The organism is Escherichia sp. MOD1-EC6475, assembly GCF_003046645.1.
In the GTDB taxonomy this organism is placed as follows: Bacteria; Pseudomonadota; Gammaproteobacteria; order Enterobacterales; family Enterobacteriaceae; genus Escherichia; species Escherichia ruysiae.
Map to the genome: position 1 here is coordinate 1 of NZ_PZKQ01000043.1, position 22,578 is coordinate 22,578.

Annotated in this window: 17 protein-coding genes and 1 riboswitch; of the genes, 3 read left to right on the top strand and 14 right to left on the bottom strand. The window is 54.7% G+C overall.

Annotated elements, in window-relative coordinates; all coding sequences use genetic code 11:
* Positions 1-40: 40 nt before the first annotated feature.
* The 6 genes from rluA to araB all read right to left on the bottom strand — a co-directional run bounded on the left by rluA (position 41) and on the right by araB (position 10,286).
* Complete coding sequence (gene rluA / locus A7589_RS13975; RefSeq protein ID WP_000525206.1) at positions 41-700, bottom strand: bifunctional tRNA pseudouridine(32) synthase/23S rRNA pseudouridine(746) synthase RluA; 660 nt, start codon at positions 698-700, stop codon at positions 41-43.
* Between the two features lie 11 nt (positions 701-711).
* Complete coding sequence (gene rapA, locus A7589_RS13980) at positions 712-3,618, bottom strand: RNA polymerase-associated protein RapA (RefSeq protein ID WP_001116985.1); 2,907 nt, start codon at positions 3,616-3,618, stop codon at positions 712-714.
* 164 nt (positions 3,619-3,782) lie between these two features.
* Positions 3,783-6,134, bottom strand: a complete 2,352-nt coding sequence (gene polB / locus A7589_RS13985) for a DNA polymerase II (protein ID WP_108188894.1) — start codon at positions 6,132-6,134, stop codon at positions 3,783-3,785.
* 74 nt (positions 6,135-6,208) lie between these two features.
* Positions 6,209-6,904, bottom strand: a complete 696-nt coding sequence (gene araD / locus A7589_RS13990) for an L-ribulose-5-phosphate 4-epimerase (RefSeq protein ID WP_000888710.1) — start codon at positions 6,902-6,904, stop codon at positions 6,209-6,211.
* 168 nt (positions 6,905-7,072) lie between these two features.
* Positions 7,073-8,575 (bottom strand): L-arabinose isomerase, encoded by a 1,503-nt coding sequence (gene araA, locus A7589_RS13995; protein ID WP_000151716.1) that lies wholly within the window; start codon positions 8,573-8,575, stop codon positions 7,073-7,075.
* Between the two features lie 10 nt (positions 8,576-8,585).
* Entirely contained in the window at positions 8,586-10,286 is a 1,701-nt protein-coding gene (araB, locus tag A7589_RS14000; RefSeq protein WP_000951880.1) for a ribulokinase, read from the bottom strand.
* 338 nt (positions 10,287-10,624) lie between these two features.
* Here araB and araC point away from each other — a divergent pair, with 338 nt between their 5' ends.
* Both araC and A7589_RS14015 read left to right on the top strand, forming a co-directional pair.
* Positions 10,625-11,503: an arabinose operon transcriptional regulator AraC gene (gene araC, locus A7589_RS14010; RefSeq protein ID WP_016159393.1), complete on the top strand. Its 879-nt coding sequence runs from the start codon at positions 10,625-10,627 to the stop codon at positions 11,501-11,503.
* Between the two features lie 85 nt (positions 11,504-11,588).
* Positions 11,589-12,353 (top strand): DedA family protein, encoded by a 765-nt coding sequence (locus A7589_RS14015; protein ID WP_001148379.1) that lies wholly within the window; start codon positions 11,589-11,591, stop codon positions 12,351-12,353.
* Between the two features lie 81 nt (positions 12,354-12,434).
* On the opposite strand, the gene thiQ is transcribed toward A7589_RS14015, so the two are convergent.
* The 4 genes from thiQ to sgrR form a co-directional block, all read right to left on the bottom strand.
* Complete coding sequence (gene thiQ / locus A7589_RS14020) at positions 12,435-13,133, bottom strand: thiamine ABC transporter ATP-binding protein ThiQ (protein WP_000916313.1); 699 nt, start codon at positions 13,131-13,133, stop codon at positions 12,435-12,437.
* The gene (gene thiP, locus A7589_RS14025) at positions 13,117-14,727 is read right to left on the bottom strand and encodes a thiamine/thiamine pyrophosphate ABC transporter permease ThiP (protein WP_108188895.1); all 1,611 of its coding nucleotides are present in this window, start codon (positions 14,725-14,727) and stop codon (positions 13,117-13,119) included. Before thiP ends, thiQ begins: the two co-directional genes overlap by 17 nt.
* Positions 14,703-15,686, bottom strand: coding sequence for a thiamine ABC transporter substrate binding subunit (thiB, locus tag A7589_RS14030; RefSeq protein WP_010355661.1), 984 nt, complete (start codon positions 15,684-15,686; stop codon positions 14,703-14,705). The genes thiP and thiB overlap by 25 nt, the downstream gene beginning before the upstream one ends.
* A gap of 30 nt (positions 15,687-15,716) precedes the next feature.
* Positions 15,717-15,816: riboswitch (TPP riboswitch) on the bottom strand.
* Between the two features lie 33 nt (positions 15,817-15,849).
* Entirely contained in the window at positions 15,850-17,505 is a 1,656-nt protein-coding gene (gene sgrR / locus A7589_RS14035) for a DNA-binding transcriptional regulator SgrR (protein ID WP_010355663.1), read from the bottom strand.
* Positions 17,506-17,593: 88 nt separating this feature from the next.
* Here sgrR and sgrT point away from each other — a divergent pair, with 88 nt between their 5' ends.
* A complete protein-coding gene (sgrT, locus tag A7589_RS23310; protein ID WP_001248775.1) occupies positions 17,594-17,725 on the top strand; it encodes a glucose uptake inhibitor SgrT in 132 nt (43 codons plus the stop codon).
* Between the two features lie 106 nt (positions 17,726-17,831).
* Here the strand turns inward: sgrT and leuD are convergent, their stop codons facing one another.
* From leuD to leuA, 4 genes are read right to left on the bottom strand one after another with little or no spacing between them, the layout of a single operon-like run.
* Positions 17,832-18,437 carry a 3-isopropylmalate dehydratase small subunit gene (leuD, locus tag A7589_RS14045; protein ID WP_000818245.1) on the bottom strand — a complete coding sequence of 202 codons (606 nt, stop codon included), beginning with the start codon at positions 18,435-18,437 and terminating at the stop codon, positions 17,832-17,834.
* Between the two features lie 10 nt (positions 18,438-18,447).
* On the bottom strand, positions 18,448-19,848 hold the full coding sequence (gene leuC / locus A7589_RS14050) for a 3-isopropylmalate dehydratase large subunit (protein WP_001140670.1): 1,401 nt from the start codon (positions 19,846-19,848) through the stop codon (positions 18,448-18,450).
* Between the two features lie 2 nt (positions 19,849-19,850).
* A complete protein-coding gene (leuB, locus tag A7589_RS14055; protein WP_000042349.1) occupies positions 19,851-20,942 on the bottom strand; it encodes a 3-isopropylmalate dehydrogenase in 1,092 nt (363 codons plus the stop codon).
* On the bottom strand, positions 20,942-22,513 hold the full coding sequence (gene leuA, locus A7589_RS14060) for a 2-isopropylmalate synthase (RefSeq protein ID WP_000082870.1): 1,572 nt from the start codon (positions 22,511-22,513) through the stop codon (positions 20,942-20,944). The genes leuB and leuA overlap by 1 nt, the downstream gene beginning before the upstream one ends.
* Positions 22,514-22,578: the final 65 nt, after the last annotated feature.

Consider the following 22,578-nt stretch of genomic DNA (forward strand, 5'->3'; position numbering starts at 1 on the left):
GTCCATCACATCGGCCTACCGAACTGCACCAGCGTGACTATTAAAAATCCGCAGGCGCCTTAAACGTCATACTATTGCCATATGCCGGATGGGTAATCGTCAACATCTCTGCATGTAGCAGCAAACGAGGTGCCATCTCCCTGGCTTCTGGTGAAGCATAAAAACGATCGCCGAGAATCGGATGACCCAGCGCCAGCATATGCACACGTAGCTGATGCGAACGTCCGGTAACCGGCTTTAACACCACTCTTGCCGTGTTATCCGCCGCATAATCCACGACTTCATATTCCGTCTGCGCAGGCTTCCCCGTTTCGTAACAGACTTTCTGTTTCGGGCGGTTTGGCCAGTCGCAAATCAATGGCAGATCTATCAGACCTTCGGCGGGGGATGGATGCCCCCAGACGCGAGCCACATACTGCTTTTTCGGCTCGCGCTCGCGGAACTGGCGTTTTAATTCCCGCTCCGCCGCTTTGGTCAACGCCACTACAATCACACCGCTGGTAGCCATATCCAGACGATGCACCGATTCTGCCTGCGGATAATCACGCTGAATGCGCGTCATCACGCTGTCTTTGTGCTCTTCCAGACGCCCCGGCACAGACAACAAACCGCTCGGCTTGTTGACCACCATAATGTGATCATCCTGATACAGGACAACCAGCCAGGGTTCCTGCGGCGGATTGTAGTTTTCCATCCCCATCATCGGCTCCGTTACTGATGCGTCACAACGATTAAACGCAGGGCATCCAGACGCCAGCCTGCCTGATCCAGGCTTTCCATCACCTGATGACGGTTGCTCTCAATGGCGGTCAGTTCGTCGTCACGAATGTTCGGGTTCACTGCACGCAGTGCTTCCAGACGCGACAGTTCCGCAGACAGTTTTTCGTCAGCTTCGTTACGCGCCGCATCAATCAGTGCACGAGCAGACTTCTCAATCTGCGCTTCACCCAGCTGAAGAATAGCGTGAACCTCTTGCTGCACGGCGTTAACCAGCTTGCTGCCAGTGTGACGGTTAACCGCGTTAAGCTGACGGTTAAAGGTTTCAAACTCTACCTGTGCCGCCAGGTTGTTGCCGTTTTTATCCAACAGCATACGTACCGGCGTCGGCGGCAGGAAGCGGTTAAGCTGCAACTGCTTCGGCGCTTGTGCTTCAACCACGTAAATCAGCTCCACCAATAGCGTACCTACCGGCAACGCTTTATTTTTCAACAGTGAAATCGTGCTGCTACCGGTATCGCCAGAAAGTATCAGATCCAGCCCGTTGCGGATCAGCGGATGTTCCCAGGTAATAAACTGCGCATCTTCACGCGCCAGCGCCACTTCACGATCAAAGGTGATGGTGATGCCATCTTCCGACAGCCCCGGGAAGTCCGGCACCAGCATGTGATCGGACGGTGTCAGCACGATCATGTTGTCGCCGCGATCGTCCTGATTGATCCCGATAATATCGAACAGATTCATGGCGAAGGCGATCAGGTTGGTATCGTCATCCTGCTCTTCAATGCTTTCTGCCAGTGCCTGGGCTTTTTCGCCACCGTTGGAGTGGATCTCCAGCAGGCGGTCACGCCCCTGCTCCAGCTGTGCTTTCAGGGCTTCATGCTGCTCGCGGCAGTTTTTGATCAGCTCATCAAAGCCTTCGGTTTGATCGGGTGAAGCCAGGTAGTTAATCAGATCGTTGTACACGCTATCGTAAATAGTGCGTCCGGTCGGGCAGGTGTGCTCGAAGGCATCAAGACCTTCGTGATACCAGCGCACCAGCACTGACTGAGCGGTTTTCTCCAGATAAGGTACGTGAATCTGAATATCGTGCGCCTGACCGATACGATCCAGACGACCAATACGCTGTTCCAGCAGGTCTGGGTTGAACGGCAGATCGAACATTACCATGTGGCTGGCGAACTGGAAGTTACGCCCTTCAGAACCGATTTCCGAGCACAGCAGCACCTGTGCGCCGGTATCTTCTTCGGCGAACCATGCGGCTGCGCGGTCACGTTCGATAATCGACATGCCTTCGTGGAACACCGCTGCGCGAATACCTTCACGCTCGCGCAGCACCTGCTCCAGTTGCAGCGCGGTGGCGGCTTTAGCGCAGATCACCAGCACTTTCTGTGAGCGATGGCTGGTCAGATAGCCCATCAGCCACTCAACGCGCGGGTCGAAGTTCCACCAGGTGGCGTTATCGCCTTCAAATTCCTGATAAATACGCTCCGGGTAGAGCATATCGCGGGCGCGGTCTTCCGCACTTTTACGTGCGCCCATAATGCCAGACACTTTAATAGCCGTCTGATACTGCGTCGGCAGCGGCAGCTTAATGGTGTGCAGCTCGCGTTTCGGAAAGCCTTTCACACCGTTACGGGTGTTACGGAACAGCACGCGGCTGGTGCCGTGGCGATCCATCAGCATCGAAACCAGCTCCTGACGGGCGCTCTGGGCATCTTCGCTGTCGCTGTTTGCCGCCTGCAGCAGCGGCTCGATATCCTGTTCGCCGATCATTTCACCGAGCATGTTCAGTTCGTCATTGCTCAGTTTGTTACCTGCCAGCAGCATGGCAACGGCGTCCGCAACCGGACGATAATTTTTCTGCTCTTCAACGAATTGCGCGAAATCGTGGAAACGGTTCGGATCCAGCAGACGCAGACGGGCGAAGTGGCTTTCCATCCCCAGTTGTTCCGGGGTCGCAGTCAGCAGCAGAACGCCCGGCACATGCTCTGCCAGTTGTTCAATGGCCTGATATTCACGGCTTGGTGCATCTTCGCTCCACACCAGGTGGTGCGCTTCGTCGACTACCAGTAGATCCCACTCAGCTTCACAGAGATGTTCCAGACGCTGTTTGCTGCGACGGGTAAAATCCAGCGAGCAAATCACCAGCTGTTCGGTGTCGAACGGGTTGTAGGCATCGTGCTGGGCTTCGGCGTAACGCTCATCATCAAACAGGGCAAAGCGCAGGTTGAAACGGCGCAGCATTTCTACCAGCCACTGATGCTGTAAAGTTTCTGGCACGATGATCAATACGCGTTCTGCAGCGCCAGAGAGCAACTGCTGATGCAGGATCATCCCGGCTTCAATGGTTTTCCCTAAACCTACTTCGTCAGCCAGCAGGACGCGCGGCGCATGGCGGCGACCAACATCATGAGCGATGTTGAGCTGGTGCGGGATCAGGCTGGTACGCTGACCGCGCAGGCCGCTGTACGGCATACGGAACTGTTCGCTGGAATACTTACGTGCGCGATAACGCAGCGCAAAGCGATCCATACGGTCGATCTGCCCGGCAAACAGGCGGTCTTGCGGTTTGCTGAACACCAGTTTGCTATCAAGGAAAACTTCGCGCAGGGTCACGCCGGCTTCTTCAGTATCCAGGCGAGTACCGATATAGGTCAGCAAGCCATTTTCTTCTTTTACTTCTTCGACTTGCATCTGCCAGCCGTCGTGGCTGGTAATGGTATCACCAGGGTTGAACATCACGCGGGTCACGGGGGAATCACTGCGTGCGTACAGACGGTTTTCACCAGTAGATGGGAAAAGCAGAGTGACAGTTCGCGCATCCACCGCGACAACGGTTCCAAGTCCCAATTCGCTTTCTGTATCGCTGATCCAGCGTTGACCAAGTGTAAAAGGCATATGTGTTCGGCTCTATATCTTTAATTGCAGGCAATAACTACCCGCTACCGGGCTTATGTGGTAGTGGCGTTATTCAGGTCCAGGAATGGAAAGGGCGCTATGGTACTGGATGGCAAAGGATTCGTCACGCATCAAAATGGTATCTGGCGAACTCTTTTTTTTGCTCAAAATAGCCCAAGTTGCCCGGTCATAAGTGTAGCAAAATTATCCTCAATAAAGGGGAGTATTCCTTCCGCCACCGGTTGAAGCTGGCGAGTCAGATAGTGTTCGTAATCCAGCGGTGAACGTTGATAGTCCAGCGGCTCCGGGCCGTTAGTGGTCCAGACATATTTAATGGTGCCTCGGTTCTGATATTGCAAGGGGCGTCCGCGCTTTTGGTTTTCTTCATCGGCAAGGCGAGCGGCGAGTACATGAGGCGGCACATTACGCTGATATTCGCTCAGTGGGCGGCGTAGCCGTTTGCGGTAAACCAGCCGTGCATCCAGTTCACCTGCCATCAGTTTGTCGATGGTTTCGCGGATATAATCCTGATATGGCTCGTTGCGAAAGATGCGCAAATACAGCTCCTGCTGAAACTGCTGAGCCAGTTGTGTCCAGTCGGTACGCACGGTTTCCAGCCCTTTAAACACCATCCGCTGCTTGTCGCCTTCCTGAATCAGTCCGGCGTATCGCTTCTTACTGCCGGTATCGGCTCCGCGAATAGTTGGCATCAGAAAACGGCAGAAATGAGTTTCATACTCCAGTTCCAGCGCACTGGTCAGCCGTTGATTTTGCAGCGTTTCCGCCCACCAGGCGTTAACGTGCTGTACCAGTGCGCGACCGATTTTCGCCGCCTCTTCTTCGCAATGAGCGCCTTTCAGCCAGACAAACGTTGAGTCGGTATCGCCATAGATCACGTCATAGCCTTGCGCTTCAATTAACGCTTTGGTTTGTCGCATGATCTGATGACCGCGCATGGTGATCGAGGACGCCAGGCGCGGATCGAAGAATCGGCAGGCGGTCGTACCAAGCACGCCATAAAAGGCATTCATAATGATTTTCAGTGCCTGCGACAGCGGCTTATTGCCCTGACGTTTGGCTTCATCGCGGCCGTGCCAGATGTTAGTTACGATCTCTGGCAGGCAATGTTTTTCCCGCGAGAACCAGGCTTCGAGAAAACCTTCGGTGCTGTGCTCTGGATCAGGCTGCGCCATGCCTTCCACCAGCCCGACGGGATCAATCAGAAAGGTGCGGATGATCGATGGGTACAGGCTTTTGTAGTCCAGCACCAGCACCGAATCATACAGCCCTGGTCGCGAATCCATCACGTAGCCGCCAGGGCTGGCGTGCGGTGGAACTTCGCCGAGATTGGGCGCGACATATCCGGCGCGATGCATTCGCGGGAAATAGAGATGACCAAACGCCGCCACCGAACCTCCGTGGCGGTCTACCGGCAGGCCGTTAACCGTCGCCCGTTCGAGCAAAAATGGCATGATTTCAGTTTTATGGAAGATCTGCGTTACCAGTTCGCAATCTTTCAGGTTATAAGTCGCCAGTGCGGGCTTATCTTCGGCGAAACGGCGGTCAATTTCGTCCATCCGATCCCACGGGTTATCGATAGATTTTCCTTCGCCTAACAATTCCTGGGCGACGGTTTCCAGCGAGAATGAAGAGAAATTCCAGAACGCGGATTTCAGCGCCTCGATACCGTCGATAATTAGCCGGCCTTTGGCCTGGGCAAAAAAAACACCGTTTTTAAAACCGTGCTCGCGCCACTCCAGCTCGCTGTTATCGCGCCCCAGACGCAGCGGAATGCGGTAACGCTCGGCATGTTTTTGCAGCATTCGCAGATCGAACTGCACCACGTTCCAGCCGATGATCACATCGGGATCGTGGTTTGCAAACCAGGCGTTGAGTTTTTCCAGCAGTTGCGGACGGCTGGCGACGTACTCCAGTTCGAAATCAAGTGAGGAAGCGTCGCCATTCTCTGGCCCCAGCATATAAACGATGCGCTGCCCACAGCCTTCCAGGCCGATGCAGTACAGCTCACCGTGGCGGGTGGTTTCAATATCTATAGAGACCCACTTGAGCGGCGGGCGGTAGTCGGGATGCGGTTTCAGACGGGCATTAACGATAGCGCCATCACGCAAATCACCCTCGACCCACACCGGAGCGGTAATAAACCGCTCCATCAGATAGCGTTCTGGCGGGCGTACATCGGCCTCGTAGACGGTAACGCCACCTTCACGCAGGCGCTTTTCGTAATTCATCAACTGGCGATGGGCGCGACAGTAAAGGCCATACACCGGCTGGCGGTGAAAATCCTTTAACGCCAGCGGCGTCAGGCGAAAGCCTTGTTCACCCTGCAAAATATGCTGAGCGCGGGGAACCTGATCGGCAGGAATAAACGCCACGGACTCTTGCGGCGCAAGCGTAACCTGCAACGGCCCGTTGTCCGTCGCTAACCAAAAGGAAACTTCGGTTCCTTGCGGGGTATCCCGCCAGTGTCGGGTTAAGATAAAACCTGCCTGCGCCACGCTGAAAATCCAATAAAAAACCAGGCTTGAGTATAGCCTGGTTTTGGTTGACTGGCTGTGGTTTTATACAGTCATTACTGGCCGTAATAGGCTTTTGCGCCATGCTTACGCAGATAGTGCTTATCCAGCAGCGTTTGTTGCATATCCGGTAACTGCGGCGCTAACTGGCGGCAGAAAATCCCCATATAAGCGACTTCTTCCAGCACGATGGCGTTGTGCACCGCATCTTCGGCATTTTTACCCCACGCAAATGGACCGTGAGAATGCACCAGCACGCCTGGCATTTGCGCCGCGTCTATACCTTGTTTTTCAAACGTTTCAACGATGACGTTACCGGTTTCCCACTCATATTCACCGTTGATTTCTGCATCGGTCATTTTACGCGTACAGGGAATGGTGCCGTAGAAATAGTCGGCGTGGGTGGTGCCGGTTGCCGGAATCGACTGACCTGCCTGCGCCCAGATAGTGGCATGGCGGGAGTGTGTGTGCACAATGCCGCCAATGGACGGGAATGCCTGATAGAGCAGCCGGTGAGTTGGCGTGTCGGAGGAGGGCTTTTTCTTACCTTCAACGACTTCACCAGTTTCGATGCTAACCACGACCATATCGTCGGCGGTCATGGTGCTGTAATCGACGCCGGAAGGTTTGATCACAAAGACGCCGCGCTCGCGATCAACGGCGCTGACGTTGCCCCAGGTCAGCGTGACCAGGTTGTGTTTTGGCAGCGCCAGATTGGCTTTTAATACCTGACGTTTGAGATCTTCTAACATGTTGACTCCAGAGAGGTCATTTCCCCTCACCCCGGCCCTCTCCCCAAAGGGGCGAGGGGGAAAAGAATGCCGGATGCGCTTTGCTTATCCGGCCTACAAAATCTCAGCGCGTAGGCCTGATAAGACGCGCCAGCGTCGCATCAGGCGTTGAAAGCCCGATGCGGCTAATTAGCGACGAAATCCGTAATACACTTCGTTCCAGCGCAGCGCGTCTTTAAACGCTGGCAGGCGGGTGTCGTTATCAATCACCGTGATTTCAATGTCGTGCATCTCGGCAAACTGGCGCATATCGTTCAGGTTCAGCGCATGGCTGAAAACGGTATGGTGCGCGCCACCAGCAAGGATCCATGCTTCGGAAGCAGTTGGCAGATCCGGCTGTGCTTTCCACAACGCATTCGCTACCGGCAGTTTCGGCAGGGAGTGCGGCGTTTTCACCGTATCGATGCAGTTAACCAGCAGACGATAACGATCGCCGAGATCAATCAGGCTGGCGACAATCGCAGGGCCGGTTTGGGTGTTGAAGATCAGGCGAGCAGGATCGTCTTTACCGCCAATGCCAAGGTGCTGAACGTCGAGGATCGGTTTCTCTTCTGCGGCGATCGACGGGCAGACTTCCAGCATATGGGAGCCGAGCACCAGGTCATTACCTTTCTCGAAGTGATAGGTGTAATCCTCCATAAAGGAGGTGCCGCCCTGCAGACCGGTTGACATCACCTTCATGATGCGAAGCAGGGCGGCAGTTTTCCAGTCGCCTTCGCCCGCAAAGCCGTAACCCTGCTGCATCAGACGCTGTACGGCGAGACCCGGAAGCTGTTTCAGGCCGTGCAAATCTTCAAAGGTGGTGGTGAACGCGTGGAAGCCACCTTGTTCCAGGAAACGCTTCATCCCCAGCTCAATACGTGCCGCTTCCAGCACGTTCTGCCGTTTTTCGCCGTGGATTTGTGTGGCAGGCGTCATGATGTAGCTGCTTTCATACTCATCGACCAGCGCGTTAACATCGCCATCGCTGATGGAGTTCACCACCTGCACCAGATCGCCAACCGCCCAGGTATTCACCGAGAAACCGAACTTGATCTGTGCGGCAACTTTATCGCCATCGGTGACCGCCACTTCACGCATATTGTCGCCAAAACGGCAGACTTTCAGATGACGGGTATCCTGTTTAGAGACCACCTGGCGCATCCAGGAGCCGATACGCTCATGGGCTTGTTTATCCTGCCAGTGACCGGTAACCACGGCATGTTGCTGACGCATACGCGCGCCGATGAAGCCGAACTCGCGGCCGCCGTGCGCGGTCTGGTTCAGGTTCATAAAGTCCATGTCGATGCTGTCCCACGGCAGCGCCGCGTTGAACTGGGTGTGGAATTGCAGCAACGGTTTGTTGAGCATGGTCAGGCCGTTGATCCACATTTTTGCCGGGGAGAAAGTGTGCAACCACACCACCAGACCGGCGCAACGATCGTCGTAATTGGCGTCGCGGCAAATTGCGGTGATTTCATCCGGCGTGGTGCCCAGCGGTTTCAGCACCAGTTTGCAGGGCAGTTTCGCTTCCGTATTTAGCGCCTTAACGACGTGCTCGGCATGTTGGGTGACCTGACGCAGGGTTTCCGGGCCATACAGATGCTGGCTACCAATGACAAACCACACTTCATAATTATCAAAAATCGTCATTTTCGTGTCCTTATAGAGTCGGAACGGCCTGGGCAGCCTGTGCCGGGGCGGAAGTTGGAAGATAGTGTTGTTCGGCGCTCATCGCCCATTGCTGATAGCGGCGATAAAGCTGTTCAAAGCGTTGTGCCTGTTCGCTGCGCGGTTGCAGGGTTTTCTCTACCGCACTGGCCATTTTTTGCTGTGCTGATGGGATGTCTGCGTGCACTTTTGCGGCGACGGCAGCGAAAATTGCCGCACCGAGCGCACAGCACTGGTCAGAGGCTACAATTTGCAGCGGGCGATTCAGCACGTCGCAGCAGGCCTGCATAATGACCTGGTTTTTCCGCGCGATGCCGCCCAGCGCCATCACGTTATTGACGGCGATTCCCTGATCGGTGAAGCACTCCATGATTGCGCGTGCGCCAAAGGCGGTGGCGGCAATCAAACCGCCAAACAGCAGCGGAGCGTCGGTAGCGAGGTTCAGATCGGTAATCACCCCTTTCAGGCGTTGGTTCGCGTTCGGTGTGCGGCGGCCGTTAAACCAGTCGAGCACCACCGGCAGGTGATCCAGAGAAGGATTTTTGGCCCACGCCTCGGTCAGCGCCGGAAGCAGTTGTTTTTGGCTGGCGTTGATTTGCTCTTTCAGTTCCGGATGTTGGGCGGCGAGCTGTTCCAGAGGCCAGCCGAGTACGCGACCAAACCAGGCGTAGATATCACCAAATGCCGACTGGCCTGCTTCCAGACCGATAAATCCAGGCACCACGCTGCCATCAACCTGACCGCAAATACCTTTCACTGCCCGTTCGCCAACGCTCTGTTTGTCGGCAATCAGAATGTCGCAGGTGGACGTGCCGATAACTTTTACCAGCGCGTTAGGCTGTGCACCCGCGCCGACCGCGCCCATATGGCAGTCAAACGCGCCGCCGGAAATCACTACACTTTCAGGCAAACCGAGACGCTGCGCCCATTCCGGGCATAAGGTGCCCACCGGAATATCGGCAGTCCAGGTGTCAGTGAACAACGGGGAAGGTAAATGACGGTTGAGGATCGGATCCAGCTCATCAAAGAAACTGGCTGGTGGCAGGCCACCCCAGCTTTCATGCCACAGTGATTTATGCCCGGCGCTGCAACGTCCGCGACGAATATCCTGCGGGCGCGTGGTGCCGGAAAGCAGGGCAGGAACCCAGTCGCACAGCTCAATCCACGATGCGGCAGATTGCGCAACGGCGCTGTCCTGACGGGTAACGTGGAGAATTTTCGCCCAGAACCATTCGCTGGAATAAATACCGCCAATATAGCGGGAATAGTCAACTTTGCCCGGTGTGTGACATAAGCGGGTGATCTCTTCCGCTTCTTCAACCGCTGTGTGGTCTTTCCACAATACGAACATCGCGTTCGGGTTTTCGGCAAACTCCGGGCGCAGCGCCAGCACGTTGCCGTCGGCGTCGATTGGCGCAGGCGTGGAGCCGGTGCTGTCCACGCCAATACCGACCACTTCAGCCCGTTGTTCGGCGCTAAGCTCTGCCAGTACGGTTTTCAGCGCCGCTTCCATTGACTCAATGTAGTCACACGGATGATGACGGAACTGGTTATTCGGGCCGTCACAATATTGCCCTTTTTGCCAGCGGGGATACCACTCTACGCTGGTGGCGATCTCTTCACCGGTGGCGCATTCCACCGCCAAAGCTCGCACAGAATCACTGCCAAAATCGAGGCCAATTGCAATCGCCATCGTTTCACTCCATCCAAAAAAACGGGTATGGAGAAACAGTAGAGAGTTGCGATAAAAACAGTCAGGCAGTATTCGCTAATCTTATGGATAAAAATGCTATTGCATAGCAAAGTGTGACGCCGTGCAAATAATCAATGTGGACTTTTCTGCCGCGATTATAGACACTTTTGTTACGCGTTTTTGTCATGGCTTTCGTCCCTCCTTGTTACAAAATGCTTTTCACAAGCGGGGTTGTCGGTTGGATTAGTGAAGATAGCCCACCAGAGACGCAATGCTGATGATGTTTAATGCAATATGGACAATTGGTTTCTTCTCTGATTGGCGGGAGTATGAAAAGTATGGCTGAAGCGCAAAATGATCCCCTGCTGCCGGGTTACTCGTTTAACGCCCATCTGGTGGCGGGTTTAACGCCGATTGAGGCCAACGGTTATCTCGATTTTTTTATCGACCGACCGCTGGGAATGAAAGGCTATATTCTCAACCTCACCATTCGTGGACAGGGTGTGGTGAAAAATCAGGGACGAGAATTTGTCTGCCGGCCGGGCGATATTTTGCTGTTCCCTCCGGGCGAAATTCATCATTACGGTCGTCATCCGGAGGCTCGTGAATGGTATCACCAGTGGGTTTACTTTCGTCCGCGCGCCTACTGGCACGAATGGCTTAACTGGCCGTCGATATTTGCCAATACCGGTTTCTTTCGCCCGGACGAAGCGCACCAGCCGCATTTCAGCGACTTGTTCGGGCAAATCATTAATGCCGGGCAAGGGGAAGGGCGCTATTCGGAGTTGCTGGCGATAAATCTTCTTGAGCAATTGTTACTGCGGCGCATGGAAGCGATAAATGAGTCGCTCCATCCGCCAATGGATAATCGGGTACGCGAGGCTTGTCAGTACATTAGCGATCACCTGGCGGACAGCAATTTTGATATCGCCAGCGTCGCGCAGCATGTTTGCCTGTCGCCGTCGCGTCTGTCGCATTTGTTCCGCCAGCAGTTAGGAATTAGCGTCTTAAGCTGGCGCGAGGATCAACGCATTAGTCAGGCGAAGCTGCTTTTGAGCACCACCCGGATGCCTATCGCCACAGTCGGGCGCAATGTTGGCTTTGATGATCAACTCTATTTCTCGCGGGTATTTAAAAAATGTACCGGGGCGAGTCCGAGTGAGTTCCGTGCCGGTTGTGAAGAAAAAGTGAATGATGTAGCTGTCAGGTTGTCATAACTGGTAACGAATCAGACAATTGATGGCTTGACGGAGTGGCAATGGGTTTGCAGAATCCCTGCTTCGTCCCTTTGACAGGCACATTATGCAAGCATTGCTGGAACACTTTATTACCCAATCCACCGTGTACTCATTGATGGCGGTGTTATTGGTGGCTTTTCTGGAGTCGCTGGCGCTGGTCGGGTTGATTCTACCCGGTACGGTGCTGATGGCGGGGCTGGGGGCGCTGATTGGCAGTGGCGAGTTAAGTTTCTGGCACGCCTGGCTGGCAGGGATCATTGGCTGCCTGATGGGCGACTGGATCTCCTTCTGGCTGGGCTGGCGTTTTAAAAAGCCGTTGCATCGCTGGTCATTTCTGAAGAAAAACAAAGCACTACTCGATAAAACCGAACATGCGCTGCATCAGCACAGCATGTTCACCATTCTGGTCGGTCGTTTTGTCGGCCCGACGCGTCCGCTGGTGCCAATGGTGGCGGGGATGCTGGATCTGCCGGTGGCGAAATTTATCACGCCAAATATTATCGGCTGTTTGTTGTGGCCGCCGTTTTACTTCCTGCCGGGGATTCTGGCGGGCGCGGCGATTGATATTCCCGCCGGGATGCAGAGCGGCGAGTTTAAGTGGTTGTTGCTGGCGACGGCGGTGTTTTTGTGGGTTGGCGGCTGGCTGTGTTGGCGGTTATGGCGCAGCGGCAAAGCAACTGACCGTTTAAGTCATTATTTGTCGCGTGGTCATTTGTTGTGGCTGACACCGTTGATATCTGCCACTGGCGTGGTGGCGCTGGTGGTGTTAATTCACCATCCGTTGATGCCGGTGTATATCGATATTTTGCGTAAAGTGGTTGGGGTTTAGGGGATAGTTTGCACCGGCGCTGGTTTGTTCCCCTCGCCCTAACCCTCAGCCCAGAGGGGCGAGGGGACTGTCCGTGCGCTTTTAACCCATAATCCCCAACAGCGCCGAAGCACTCGCCTTACCGCTCAACAACTCATCGGTCTTACCCTGCCAGGCGATGCGCCCGTCGGCGACCACCACCGAGCGCGTGGCGATCCGCGCCGCATCTTCCACACTGTGCGACACCATCAATAGCGTCATTTTTTGCTGCTGGCAGCTCGTGCTCACCAGCGTCAGCATTTCCTGACGCAGCGCCGGATCGAGTGCAGAGAACGGTTCATCAAGCAATAAAATCGGCTGTTCGCGCACCAGACAACGCGCTAACGCGACGCGCTGCCGTTGACCGCCGGAAAGCTCACCTGGTAACCGTGCCATTAAATTATCAATTCCCATCTGACGGGCGATAGCGTGCATTTTCTCCTGCTGTACCGCGTTCAGCTTCAATCCCGGATTCAACCCCAGCCCGATGTTCTGCGCCACCGTCAGGTGACTGAACAGGTTGTTCTCCTGAAACAGCATCGACACCGGGCGGCGTGACGGCGGCGTTGTGGTGTGATCAACGCCATTGATAGTCAGCGAGCCACTGGCAGGCGTCAGAAAACCGGCGATCAAATTCAGCAGGGTACTTTTACCTGCGCCGCTTGGCCCGAGGATCGCCACCTGCTCGCCGCGTTCCACCGTTAGGCTAAAACGCATCGGTAAATGGTGGTAAAGCCAGGTGATATCAGTCAGTTTTAACATTTCGCCCCGGTAGTTTTTCAATCACGGTAAACAGCATAAAACAGAGCAGCAGCAGAATTAACGCGGTGACCGCGCCGTCCTGGCTGCGGTATGAGCCAATTTGCTGGTAGAGATAAAACGGCAGGGTGCGGAAATCATCGTTACCGAACAACGCCACTACGCCAAAATCACCAATCGACAGCACGCAGGCAAAGGCCAGCGCCTGCGCCAGCGGACGCTTCAGGGCGCGCAGCTCCACCACTTTTAAGCGCGACCAGCCTTCAATGCCCAGCGACTGACACAACATGCTGTAGCGGGCGGTGATATCGCGCATCGGGTTTTCCAGCACCTTCAGCGCGTAAGGGATCGCCATTAACGCATTGGTGAAAATAACAATGCTGTCAGCAGATTGCGGCAGGCCAGTAGTGTTGTTAAGCAGCAAAAAGAAACCCGTTGCCAGCACAATACCCGGCATGGCGATGATTAGCATTCCGCTCATCTCCAGCGCCTGACCCGCCAGTATTTTTTGCCGCGCCCGCAGTTCGCGACTGCTCCATAGCAGCATCATGGTTAGCACCACGCACAATACGCCTGCCGCCAGCGCAATACGCAACGAGGTCCACAGCGCCTGCCACAGCACCGGTTGCGCCAGCACTTCCGGTAGCTGGCGATTTACCCCATCGACGATCACCGCCAGTAACGGTGGCAGCAACAACAGCAGCGCCAACACAATCAACACAGTGTCACAAATGCGGCTGTGCAGACGATCGTCCGGGTCACGCCAGCCTTGCAGCAGCGTGGTGCCGGGCGCAATGGCCTTACTTAATCGCTGACTCAACAGCACCAGCCCAAGGCAGCAGACCATCTGGATCAACGCCAGCATCGCCGCGCGGGCAGGATCGTAGTCGTAACTCAGCGCCTGATAGATTGCCAGCTCGATAGTGGTCGCCTGTGGCCCGCCGCCCAGCGATAGCACGGTGGCGAAGCTGGCGAAACAGAGCATAAAGATCAGCGCAGCAACCGGCGGGATTTGTCGCCGTAACCACGGCCATTCGACGAAACGAAAGAAATGCCAGCCGCGCATCCCAAGCTGTGCGGCAAGCTGGCGCTGCTCGCCGGGGATATTTTCCAGTGCCTGGAGTAATAAACGGCTCGCCATCGGCAGATTAAAAAATACGTGCGCCAGCAAAATACCTTGCAGGCCGTAGGGCGAAAAGGTCCATTCCAGACCGAGCGTTTGCCAGAGCGATGCCAGCCAGCCCTGACGACCATAGACGCTAAGAATACCAAAAACGGCGACCAGCACCGGCAGGATCAAGGTCATTGCGCACAGACGCAGCAGCGCCAGCCGCCCCGGAAAGCGCCTGCGATAGAGAGCGCGGGCAAGGAATATCGCGGGCACGACAGAGAGCAGCGCCGAGAGAAACGCCTGCCAGAAGGAGAAGCGCACCACATGCCACAGGTAACTGTCCTGCCAGATTGTTGCCCAGTCACCCTGCGGCGCGTTCCACCACAGGGCGAGAAACGCCGCCAGTGCAACCGCCACCACAAGCGTAGCGGCGCTTACGCCTGGAATTAACCAGCCGGGAATTAACGGCTGACGGCGCGTTGCCATTCGCTAATCCAGGCCTGACGTTGTGCCGCCACTTCGGCGGGCGTGAACTCCAGCGTGGTGGCCGGTTTGGTTAGTTGTTCAAATCCGGCAGGCAGTGCGACGTTTGCTACCGGATACATCCAGTTGCCGGTAGGGATCGCATTCTGGAAAGCCGGAGAAACCATAAACTGGAGGAATTTTTGCGCCAGCTCCGGCTGCTTGCTGGCAGCGGTGCGGGCGGCAACTTCCACTTGCAGATAGTGACCTTCGCTGAAGTTCGCGGCGGCGTAGTTATCTTTCTTCTCTTCGAGAATGTGATAAGCCGGAGAGGTGGTATAACTCAGTACCAGATCGCTTTCGCCTTTTAAAAACAGGCCATAGGCTTCGCTCCAGCCTTTAGTGACCGTGACGGTTTTCTTCGCCAGCTTCTGCCAGGCCTGCGGGGCGTCATTGCCGTAGACTTTTTGCATCCACAGCAGCAGGCCCAGCCCCGGCGTACTGGTGCGCGGATCTTCATAAATCACTCGCCAGTTTTGATCGCTCTCAACCAGTTCCTTCAGGCTTTGTGGCGGATTTTTCAGTTTGTTTTTGTCATAGACGAAGGCGAAGTAGCCGTAATCAAACGGTACGAAAGTGTCATTATTCCAGCCGCCGGGAACGTTAACGGCATCGGCTGCCACGCCGCTTTTGGCAAACAGTCCGGTTTTGCTGGCGGCGTCTAACAGATTGTTATCCAGCCCCAGCACCACATCGGCTTTACTGTTTTTGCCTTCCATCCGCAGGCGGTTGAGCAGTGAGACACCATCTTCCAGCGCCACCAGTTTCAGTTCGCAATTACAGTCGGCTTCAAAGGCTTTTTTGACCACCGGACCAGGCCCCCAGTCGGCGGCAAAGGAGTCGTAGGTATAAACAGTCAGAACGGGTTTAGCGAAAACGGGCGCTGTGCACAGCAACAGCAGGGGAAGACATTTTTTTAACACTTTGCACCTCAAAAAAGAGTGGCAAAGGACTTGAGAAGGAGCCTCAAATCCCTTCGCCGGCGTTATCCGGATCAGGTTCGACGGGTATTTTCTCAGCACACGCGTCCACGTGGCACCCCGTTGAGAACGGCGTTAGTGTAGTGATTTTGTTATCAACCAGCAATCATGGATCCGGTGGCGCAAACCACGCTGATTTAAAATCGAACCAGCCGAGGGTATTCATGCGCAGACCGCGCATACTACGTTGCCCCTGAATGATCAACCAGTGGTGGATCAGCGGCACCATCGCTTTGCTGGTAACCAGTTGCTGGCACCAGTTCGCCAGATTCATCTCGCCATTACGCCAGCGGGCGGCGTCGGCTTGCCAGTCGATCGGAATACAGTGTTGTAGCAGCGGCACCTCGCACAAGTGCGCGAACAGCGAAAAATCCAGCGGCAGCGTAAAGTTGGCGCTGTTAAGCCAGATGTCGCTTTCGATCTCACCTTCGTGCCATTGATCGTAGCTGATCTCATTGATGTTAAGCGTCACCTGATGACTTGCCAGAATTTGCTGCATGATCCTGGCAATTACCCGGTGTTCAATATGATCCTGGTAAAAGGTCAGGGTGAGATGTTCCAGTCCGGCGGGTTTTTCGCAATGCGTGGGGCGGGCATGGTGCCAACGGGGAAGCAACCCATAGGCCGGGAACCAGAGTTGTTGGTACTGTTCCTCGGCGAAATAAACCAGATTGGTCGGCGAAAGCACATAGCTTACCCAGTCTCTGACTTGCTGATTCGCCCCGCGATGGGTGCGGCTGTCGAACAGTAAATAATAGCAACCTTCCTCCAGGCGGCTTTCAATCTCTTTTTCCTCGCCCTGCGGCCCTTTCAGCATCAGCCCTCCGGCTGGCTCGTCGGCAATTTCCGGCAGAACCCAGACGTTAACTTCGTCGATTAGCGCCCGATAACCGAAGAAGTCATCGAATGCCTGAATTTTCAGTTGATTGGCGCTGTTACGCATTACCGCATACGGACCGGTGCCGATGGGATGGCTGGCAAAGTTGCTGAGGGTTTCCCATTCACGTGGCAGGATCATCGCCGGAACTTGCCCCAGCAGTAACGGCAACCAGCGGTCTGGTTGTGTGAGATGGATATCCAGCGTCCAGGGCGTCGGCGATACAATTTCAGCAATGTGGGAGTAGAGCGGCAGCGTATTGATCCGTTTCAAAGAGGCAATTACGTCGTCCATTTCCAGTTCACGCCCATGATGAAAATGAACTCCCGGACGTAAAAAGAAACGCCAGTGAAGCGGGGAAATTTGTTGCCAGTGGTGGGCGATGTCCGCTTCCAGTTCCCCATTTTCCTCATTTATGCGGGTTAACGCGCTGAAGATTTGCCGGGCGATATGCGTTTCGGAACGGCGTAATGCGCTGCCAGGCAGCAGGTTGCGCAACGGACGATAGTAGAGGACGCGCAGGATGTGCCGCCCCTGGCGGAAGCTACGCCCCAGATGAGAAACCAGCATTTGCCGCACAGCGGTTTTATCACCAACGAGTTGCACCAGTTGGTCGATACGATCCTGTTCCAGTAAGTCCTCTGCCCGCTGTTGTTGTAGCGCCAGCCCGGTATAGAGAAACGTTAAACGCGAGCGTTTGCCGCGCCCGACTTCCGCTTCCCACGTCAGCCAGCCGCGATCCTGCATGGTGTTGAGCAGGGTGCGCATATGACGGCGGGAGCAGCTCAATAACTCCGCCAGTTCGTTCAGCGTTGTCTCCTGCGATTTACCCTCGCAGCATTGCCACAGGCGGATGAACTGTTGTTGCAGACGAGCAGATGGCATAAAAGGGGAACTCCTGCGCAAAAGTCAGCAATTTTATTTTCCCTATATTAAGTCAATAATTCTTAACGATGAAGCAATGAGGTATCCCATGCGTCAGTTTTATCGGCACTATTTTATCGTGACAGAGAAGATGTGCTGGCTTTGCGGGTTAAGCGTTCTACAACGTTTAGCCATGCCTGAAGAACGGATACCGTGGGAGGGGAGTTACTTTGACTACTGATTTGCAGACATCATGTGTGACTGAGTATTGGTGTTAATCGCCACGCCAGCAGTGAATACCTGCTGGCTTTTTTCTTTTTGACGATTGAGTGCGGACGGAGTACAAACTAACGCATAAACGCCGGTTGCTTCTCTTCATAAGACGCGATGGCGTCGCCGTGCTGCAGTGTCAGACCGATGCTGTCCAGACCATTCATCATGCAGTGGCGGCGGAAGGCATCAATAGCAAAGCGATAAGTTTTATCACCCGCTTTCACTTCTTGAGCTTCCAGATCCACATCGAAGTGAATCCCCGGATTGGCTTGCACCAACGCAAACAGCTCATCCACTTCCGCATCGCTTAATTTCACCGGCAGCAACTGGTTATTAAAGCTGTTGCCGTAAAATATATCGGCGAAACTCGGCGCAATCACCACTTTAAAACCGTAATCAGTCAACGCCCACGGCGCGTGCTCACGCGAGGAACCGCAGCCGAAGTTTTCCCGCGTCAGTAAAATGGATGCGCCCTGATATTGCGGGAAGTTCAGCACGAAATCCGGGTTTGGCTGTTGGCCTTTTTCATCGAGAAAACGCCAGTCGTTAAACAGATGCGCGCCAAAACCAGTGCGCGTCACTTTCTGCAAAAACTGTTTCGGGATGATTGCATCTGTGTCGACATTGGCGGCATCCAGCGGAACCACCAGGCCTGTGTGTTTGATAAATTTCTCTGCCATGGTGTGCTCCTTATTTAATGTTGCGGATATCGGCAAAATGACCAGTAACAGCAGCGGCGGCAGCCATTGCCGGGCTGACCAGATGCGTACGCCCGCCGCGCCCCTGGCGGCCTTCAAAGTTACGGTTGCTGGTGGAGGCACAACGTTCGCCCGGATTCAGACGATCGTTGTTCATCGCCAGACACATTGAGCAGCCAGGCAAGCGCCATTCAAAACCGGCTTCAATAAAGATTTTGTCCAGACCTTCTGCTTCTGCCTGGGCTTTTACCGGACCGGAGCCGGGAACCACCAGCGCCTGTACGCCTGGCGCGACTTTCCGGCCTTTGGCGATTTCCGCTGCCGCGCGTAAATCTTCAATGCGCGAGTTGGTGCAGGAACCAATAAACACTTTGTCGATAGCGACTTCAGTCAGCGGAATACCCGGTTTCAGCCCCATATAGGCCAGTGCTTTTTCTGCCGACGCGCGTTCAACCGGATCGGCAAATGAAGCGGGATCAGGGATATTCTCGTTAACGGAGATCACCTGTCCTGGGTTAGTTCCCCAGGTCACCTGCGGGGCGATCTCTTCTGCCTGTAAAGTAACAACGGTATCGAAAGTTGCACCTTCGTCGGTTTGCAGGGTTTTCCAGTAGGCAACGGCGTCGTCGAAATCTTTGCCCTTCGGCGCATGAAGACGGCCTTTGACATAGTTAAAGGTGGTTTCGTCTGGTGCAACCAGACCGGCTTTCGCGCCCATTTCGATTGCCATATTACACAGGGTCATACGACCTTCCATGCTCAAATTGCGGATCGCTTCGCCGCAAAATTCCACCACATGCCCGGTGCCGCCTGCGCTGCCAGTTTTACCGATAATCGCCAGTACGATATCTTTTGCGGTAATGCCTGGTGCGGCTTTGCCCTGGACTTCAATTTTCATGGTCTTTGCGCGTCCCTGTTTCAGGGTTTGCGTTGCCAGTACGTGTTCAACTTCGGAAGTGCCGATACCAAAGGCCAGTGCGCCAAACGCACCGTGAGTGGCGGTATGAGAGTCACCGCAAACAATGGTCATTCCTGGTAACGTCACGCCCTGTTCTGGTCCCATCACGTGGACGATCCCTTGATACGGGTGATTCAGGTCATACAGCTCGACGCCAAATTCTTTGCAGTTTTTGATCAGCTCCTGCATCTGGATGCGCGCCATTTCTCCGCAGGCATTAATGTCTTTGGTCTGGGTAGAGACGTTGTGATCCATGGTGGCGAAGGTTTTACCCGGCTGACGCACCGGGCGACCGTGGGCGCGCAGACCATCGAACGCCTGCGGTGAGGTCACTTCGTGTACCAGATGGCGGTCGATATATAACAGCGGGGTTTCGTTTTCGGCTTCGTAGACTACGTGAGCGTCGAACAATTTTTCGTATAACGTCTTAGCCATGATTACACCCCTTCAGCCACATAGCGGGCAATGATATCGCCCATTTCATCGGTACTTACGGCGGCAGCGCCACGGGCTAAATCTCCGGTGCGAATGCCTTCTTCTAATGCGCGGTTAATGGCGCGTTCAATGGCGGAAGCCGCATCATCGGCATCCAGGCTGTAGCGCAGCAGCAGCGCCAGCGACAGAATTTGCGCAATCGGGTTGGCGATATTTTTGCCTGCGATATCTGGTGCCGAGCCGCCCGCCGGTTCATACAGTCCAAAACCTTGCTCGTTCAGGCTGGCGGAAGGCAACATGCCCATCGAGCCAGTGATCATTGCGCATTCATCAGAAAGAATGTCGCCAAACAGGTTGGAGCACAGCAGAACGTCAAACTGCGATGGATCTTTAATCAGTTGCATGGTGGCGTTGTCGATGTACATATGCGCCAGTTCGACATCCGGATATTCAATGGCGATCTCGTTAACGATCTCTCGCCATAAAATAGAAGATTGCAGCACGTTGGCTTTGTCGATTGAGGTGACTTTGTGGCGACGCTTGCGGGCAGATTCAAACGCGATGCGGGCAATGCGTTCGATCTCAAAACGGTGATACACCTCGGTATCAAACGCTTTTTCATATTGTCCGCTACCTTCGCGGCCTTTGGGCTGACCGAAATAGATGCCGCCAGTCAGTTCGCGTACACACAGGATGTCGAAGCCGTTAGCGGCAATGTCTGCGCGCAGCGGGCAGAACGCTTCCAGCCCCTGATACAGTTTTGCCGGACGCAGGTTGCTGAATAATTTGAAGTGCTTACGCAAAGGCAACAGCGCGCCGCGTTCTGGTTGCTGGTCTGGTGGTAAATGTTCCCACTTCGGGCCTCCAACTGAGCCAAACAGCACAGCATCGGCTTGCTCACAACCTTCAACCGTCGCAGGTGGCAGCGGCTGCCCGTGGTTATCAATGGCTGCGCCGCCTACATCGTAATGGCTGGTGGTGATGCGCATCGCAAAGCGGTTACGCACGGCGTCCAGCACTTTCAGCGCCTGGGTCATCACTTCCGGCCCGATCCCATCTCCGGGCAATACGGCAATATGGTAATTCTTCGACATCACACGGTTTCCTTGTTGTTTTCGTTGTGTTGAGCTTTGCGTTGCAACTCTTTTTCGACTTCTGCGGCGCGCCAGATATTGTTCAGCACGTGTACCATCGCTTTGGCGGAGGACTCGACAATATCGGTAGCCAGGCCGACGCCGTGGAAGCGGCGACCATTGTAGTTGGCAACAATATCCACCTGACCCAGCGCATCTTTACCGTGGCCTTTGGCGGTCAGGCTGTATTTCACCAGTTCGACGTTATAGTCAGTGATGCGGTTAATTGCCTGGTAGACGGCATCGACCGGACCGTTACCGTTGGCGGCTTCCGCTTTTACTTCCTCACCACAGACCAGTTTGACAGCAGCGGTGGCGATATCGTTAGAACCAGACTGCACGCTGAAGTAATCCAGACGGAAATGCTCCGGTTCTTCTTGCTGTTTACCGATGAAGGCCAGCGCCTCCAGGTCGTAATCAAACACCTGACCTTTCTTATCTGCCAGCTTCAGAAACGCGTCGTACAGGTTGTCTAAATTATATTCACTTTCTTTATATCCCATCTCATCCATGCGGTGTTTCACCGCCGCACGACCGGAACGAGAGGTCAAATTCAACTGGATTTGGTTCAGACCAATAGATTCTGGTGTCATGATTTCGTAATTTTCGCGATTTTTCAGCACACCATCCTGGTGAATGCCGGAGGAGTGCGCGAACGCACCGCTGCCGACAATGGCTTTGTTTGCCGGAATCGGCATATTACAAATCTGGCTAACTAACTGGCTGGTGCGCCATATTTCCTGGTGATTAATGGCGGTGTGGACGTTGAGGATATCCTTACGTACCTTGATAGCCATGATCACTTCTTCCAGCGAACAGTTACCGGCACGCTCGCCGATCCCGTTCATCGCGCCTTCTACCTGCCGCGCGCCGGCATGTACCGCCGCCAGTGAGTTGCCGACCGCCAGACCCAAATCATCGTGGGTATGTACGGAAATAATGGCTTTATCGATGTTGGGTACGCGTTCATACAGGCCGCTGATGATTCCGGCGAACTCAAACGGCATGGTGTAGCCCACGGTATCCGGAATGTTGATGGTGGTGGCACCGGCGTTAATCGCCGCTTCGACCACTCGCGCCAGGTCGGCAATCGGTGTGCGTCCGGCATCTTCGCAAGAAAATTCAACATCATCGGTGTAATTGCGTGCGCGTTTCACCATATAGATGGCGCGTTCGATCACCTCATCCAGCGTGCTGCGCAGCTTGGTGGCGATGTGCATTGGGGAGGTGGCAATAAAGGTATGAATACGGAAGGCTTCGGCGACTTTCAGAGATTCGGCCGCTACGTCGATATCTTTTTCCACGCAGCGGGCTAACGCACATACGCGGCTGTTTTTGACCTGGCGGGCGATGGTTTGCACTGATTCAAAATCGCCCGGCGAAGAGACGGGAAAACCGACTTCCATCACGTCGACCCCCATACGCTCAAGACCCAGCGCAATTTGCAGTTTTTCTTTCACACTCAAGCTTGCCTGTAACGCCTGTTCACCGTCGCGCAATGTGGTATCGAAAATAATGACTTGCTGGCTCATGGTTTGGGTCCTTGTCTCTTTTAGAGCGCCTCGCTTCGGGCATAAAAAAACCCGCGCAATGGCGC

Bases quoted from the DNA above. Each gene is read 5' to 3' on its own strand.
- leuC (WP_001140670.1), bottom strand. From the start codon at position 19,848: ATGGCTAAGACGTTATACGAAAAATTGTTCGACGCTCACGTAGTCTAC.
- araC (WP_016159393.1), top strand. From the start codon at position 10,625: ATGGCTGAAGCGCAAAATGATCCCCTGCTGCCGGGTTACTCGTTTAAC.
- rluA (WP_000525206.1), bottom strand. From the start codon at position 700: ATGGGGATGGAAAACTACAATCCGCCGCAGGAACCCTGGCTGGTTGTC.
- sgrT (WP_001248775.1), top strand. From the start codon at position 17,594: ATGCGTCAGTTTTATCGGCACTATTTTATCGTGACAGAGAAGATGTGC.
- leuA (WP_000082870.1), bottom strand. From the start codon at position 22,513: ATGAGCCAGCAAGTCATTATTTTCGATACCACATTGCGCGACGGTGAA.
- leuD (WP_000818245.1), bottom strand. From the start codon at position 18,437: ATGGCAGAGAAATTTATCAAACACACAGGCCTGGTGGTTCCGCTGGAT.
- leuB (WP_000042349.1), bottom strand. From the start codon at position 20,942: ATGTCGAAGAATTACCATATTGCCGTATTGCCCGGAGATGGGATCGGG.
- thiP (WP_108188895.1), bottom strand. From the start codon at position 14,727: ATGGCAACGCGCCGTCAGCCGTTAATTCCCGGCTGGTTAATTCCAGGC.
- sgrR (WP_010355663.1), bottom strand. From the start codon at position 17,505: ATGCCATCTGCTCGTCTGCAACAACAGTTCATCCGCCTGTGGCAATGC.
- A7589_RS14015 (WP_001148379.1), top strand. From the start codon at position 11,589: ATGCAAGCATTGCTGGAACACTTTATTACCCAATCCACCGTGTACTCA.
- rapA (WP_001116985.1), bottom strand. From the start codon at position 3,618: ATGCCTTTTACACTTGGTCAACGCTGGATCAGCGATACAGAAAGCGAA.
- araA (WP_000151716.1), bottom strand. From the start codon at position 8,575: ATGACGATTTTTGATAATTATGAAGTGTGGTTTGTCATTGGTAGCCAG.
- araD (WP_000888710.1), bottom strand. From the start codon at position 6,904: ATGTTAGAAGATCTCAAACGTCAGGTATTAAAAGCCAATCTGGCGCTG.
- thiQ (WP_000916313.1), bottom strand. From the start codon at position 13,133: ATGTTAAAACTGACTGATATCACCTGGCTTTACCACCATTTACCGATG.
- araB (WP_000951880.1), bottom strand. From the start codon at position 10,286: ATGGCGATTGCAATTGGCCTCGATTTTGGCAGTGATTCTGTGCGAGCT.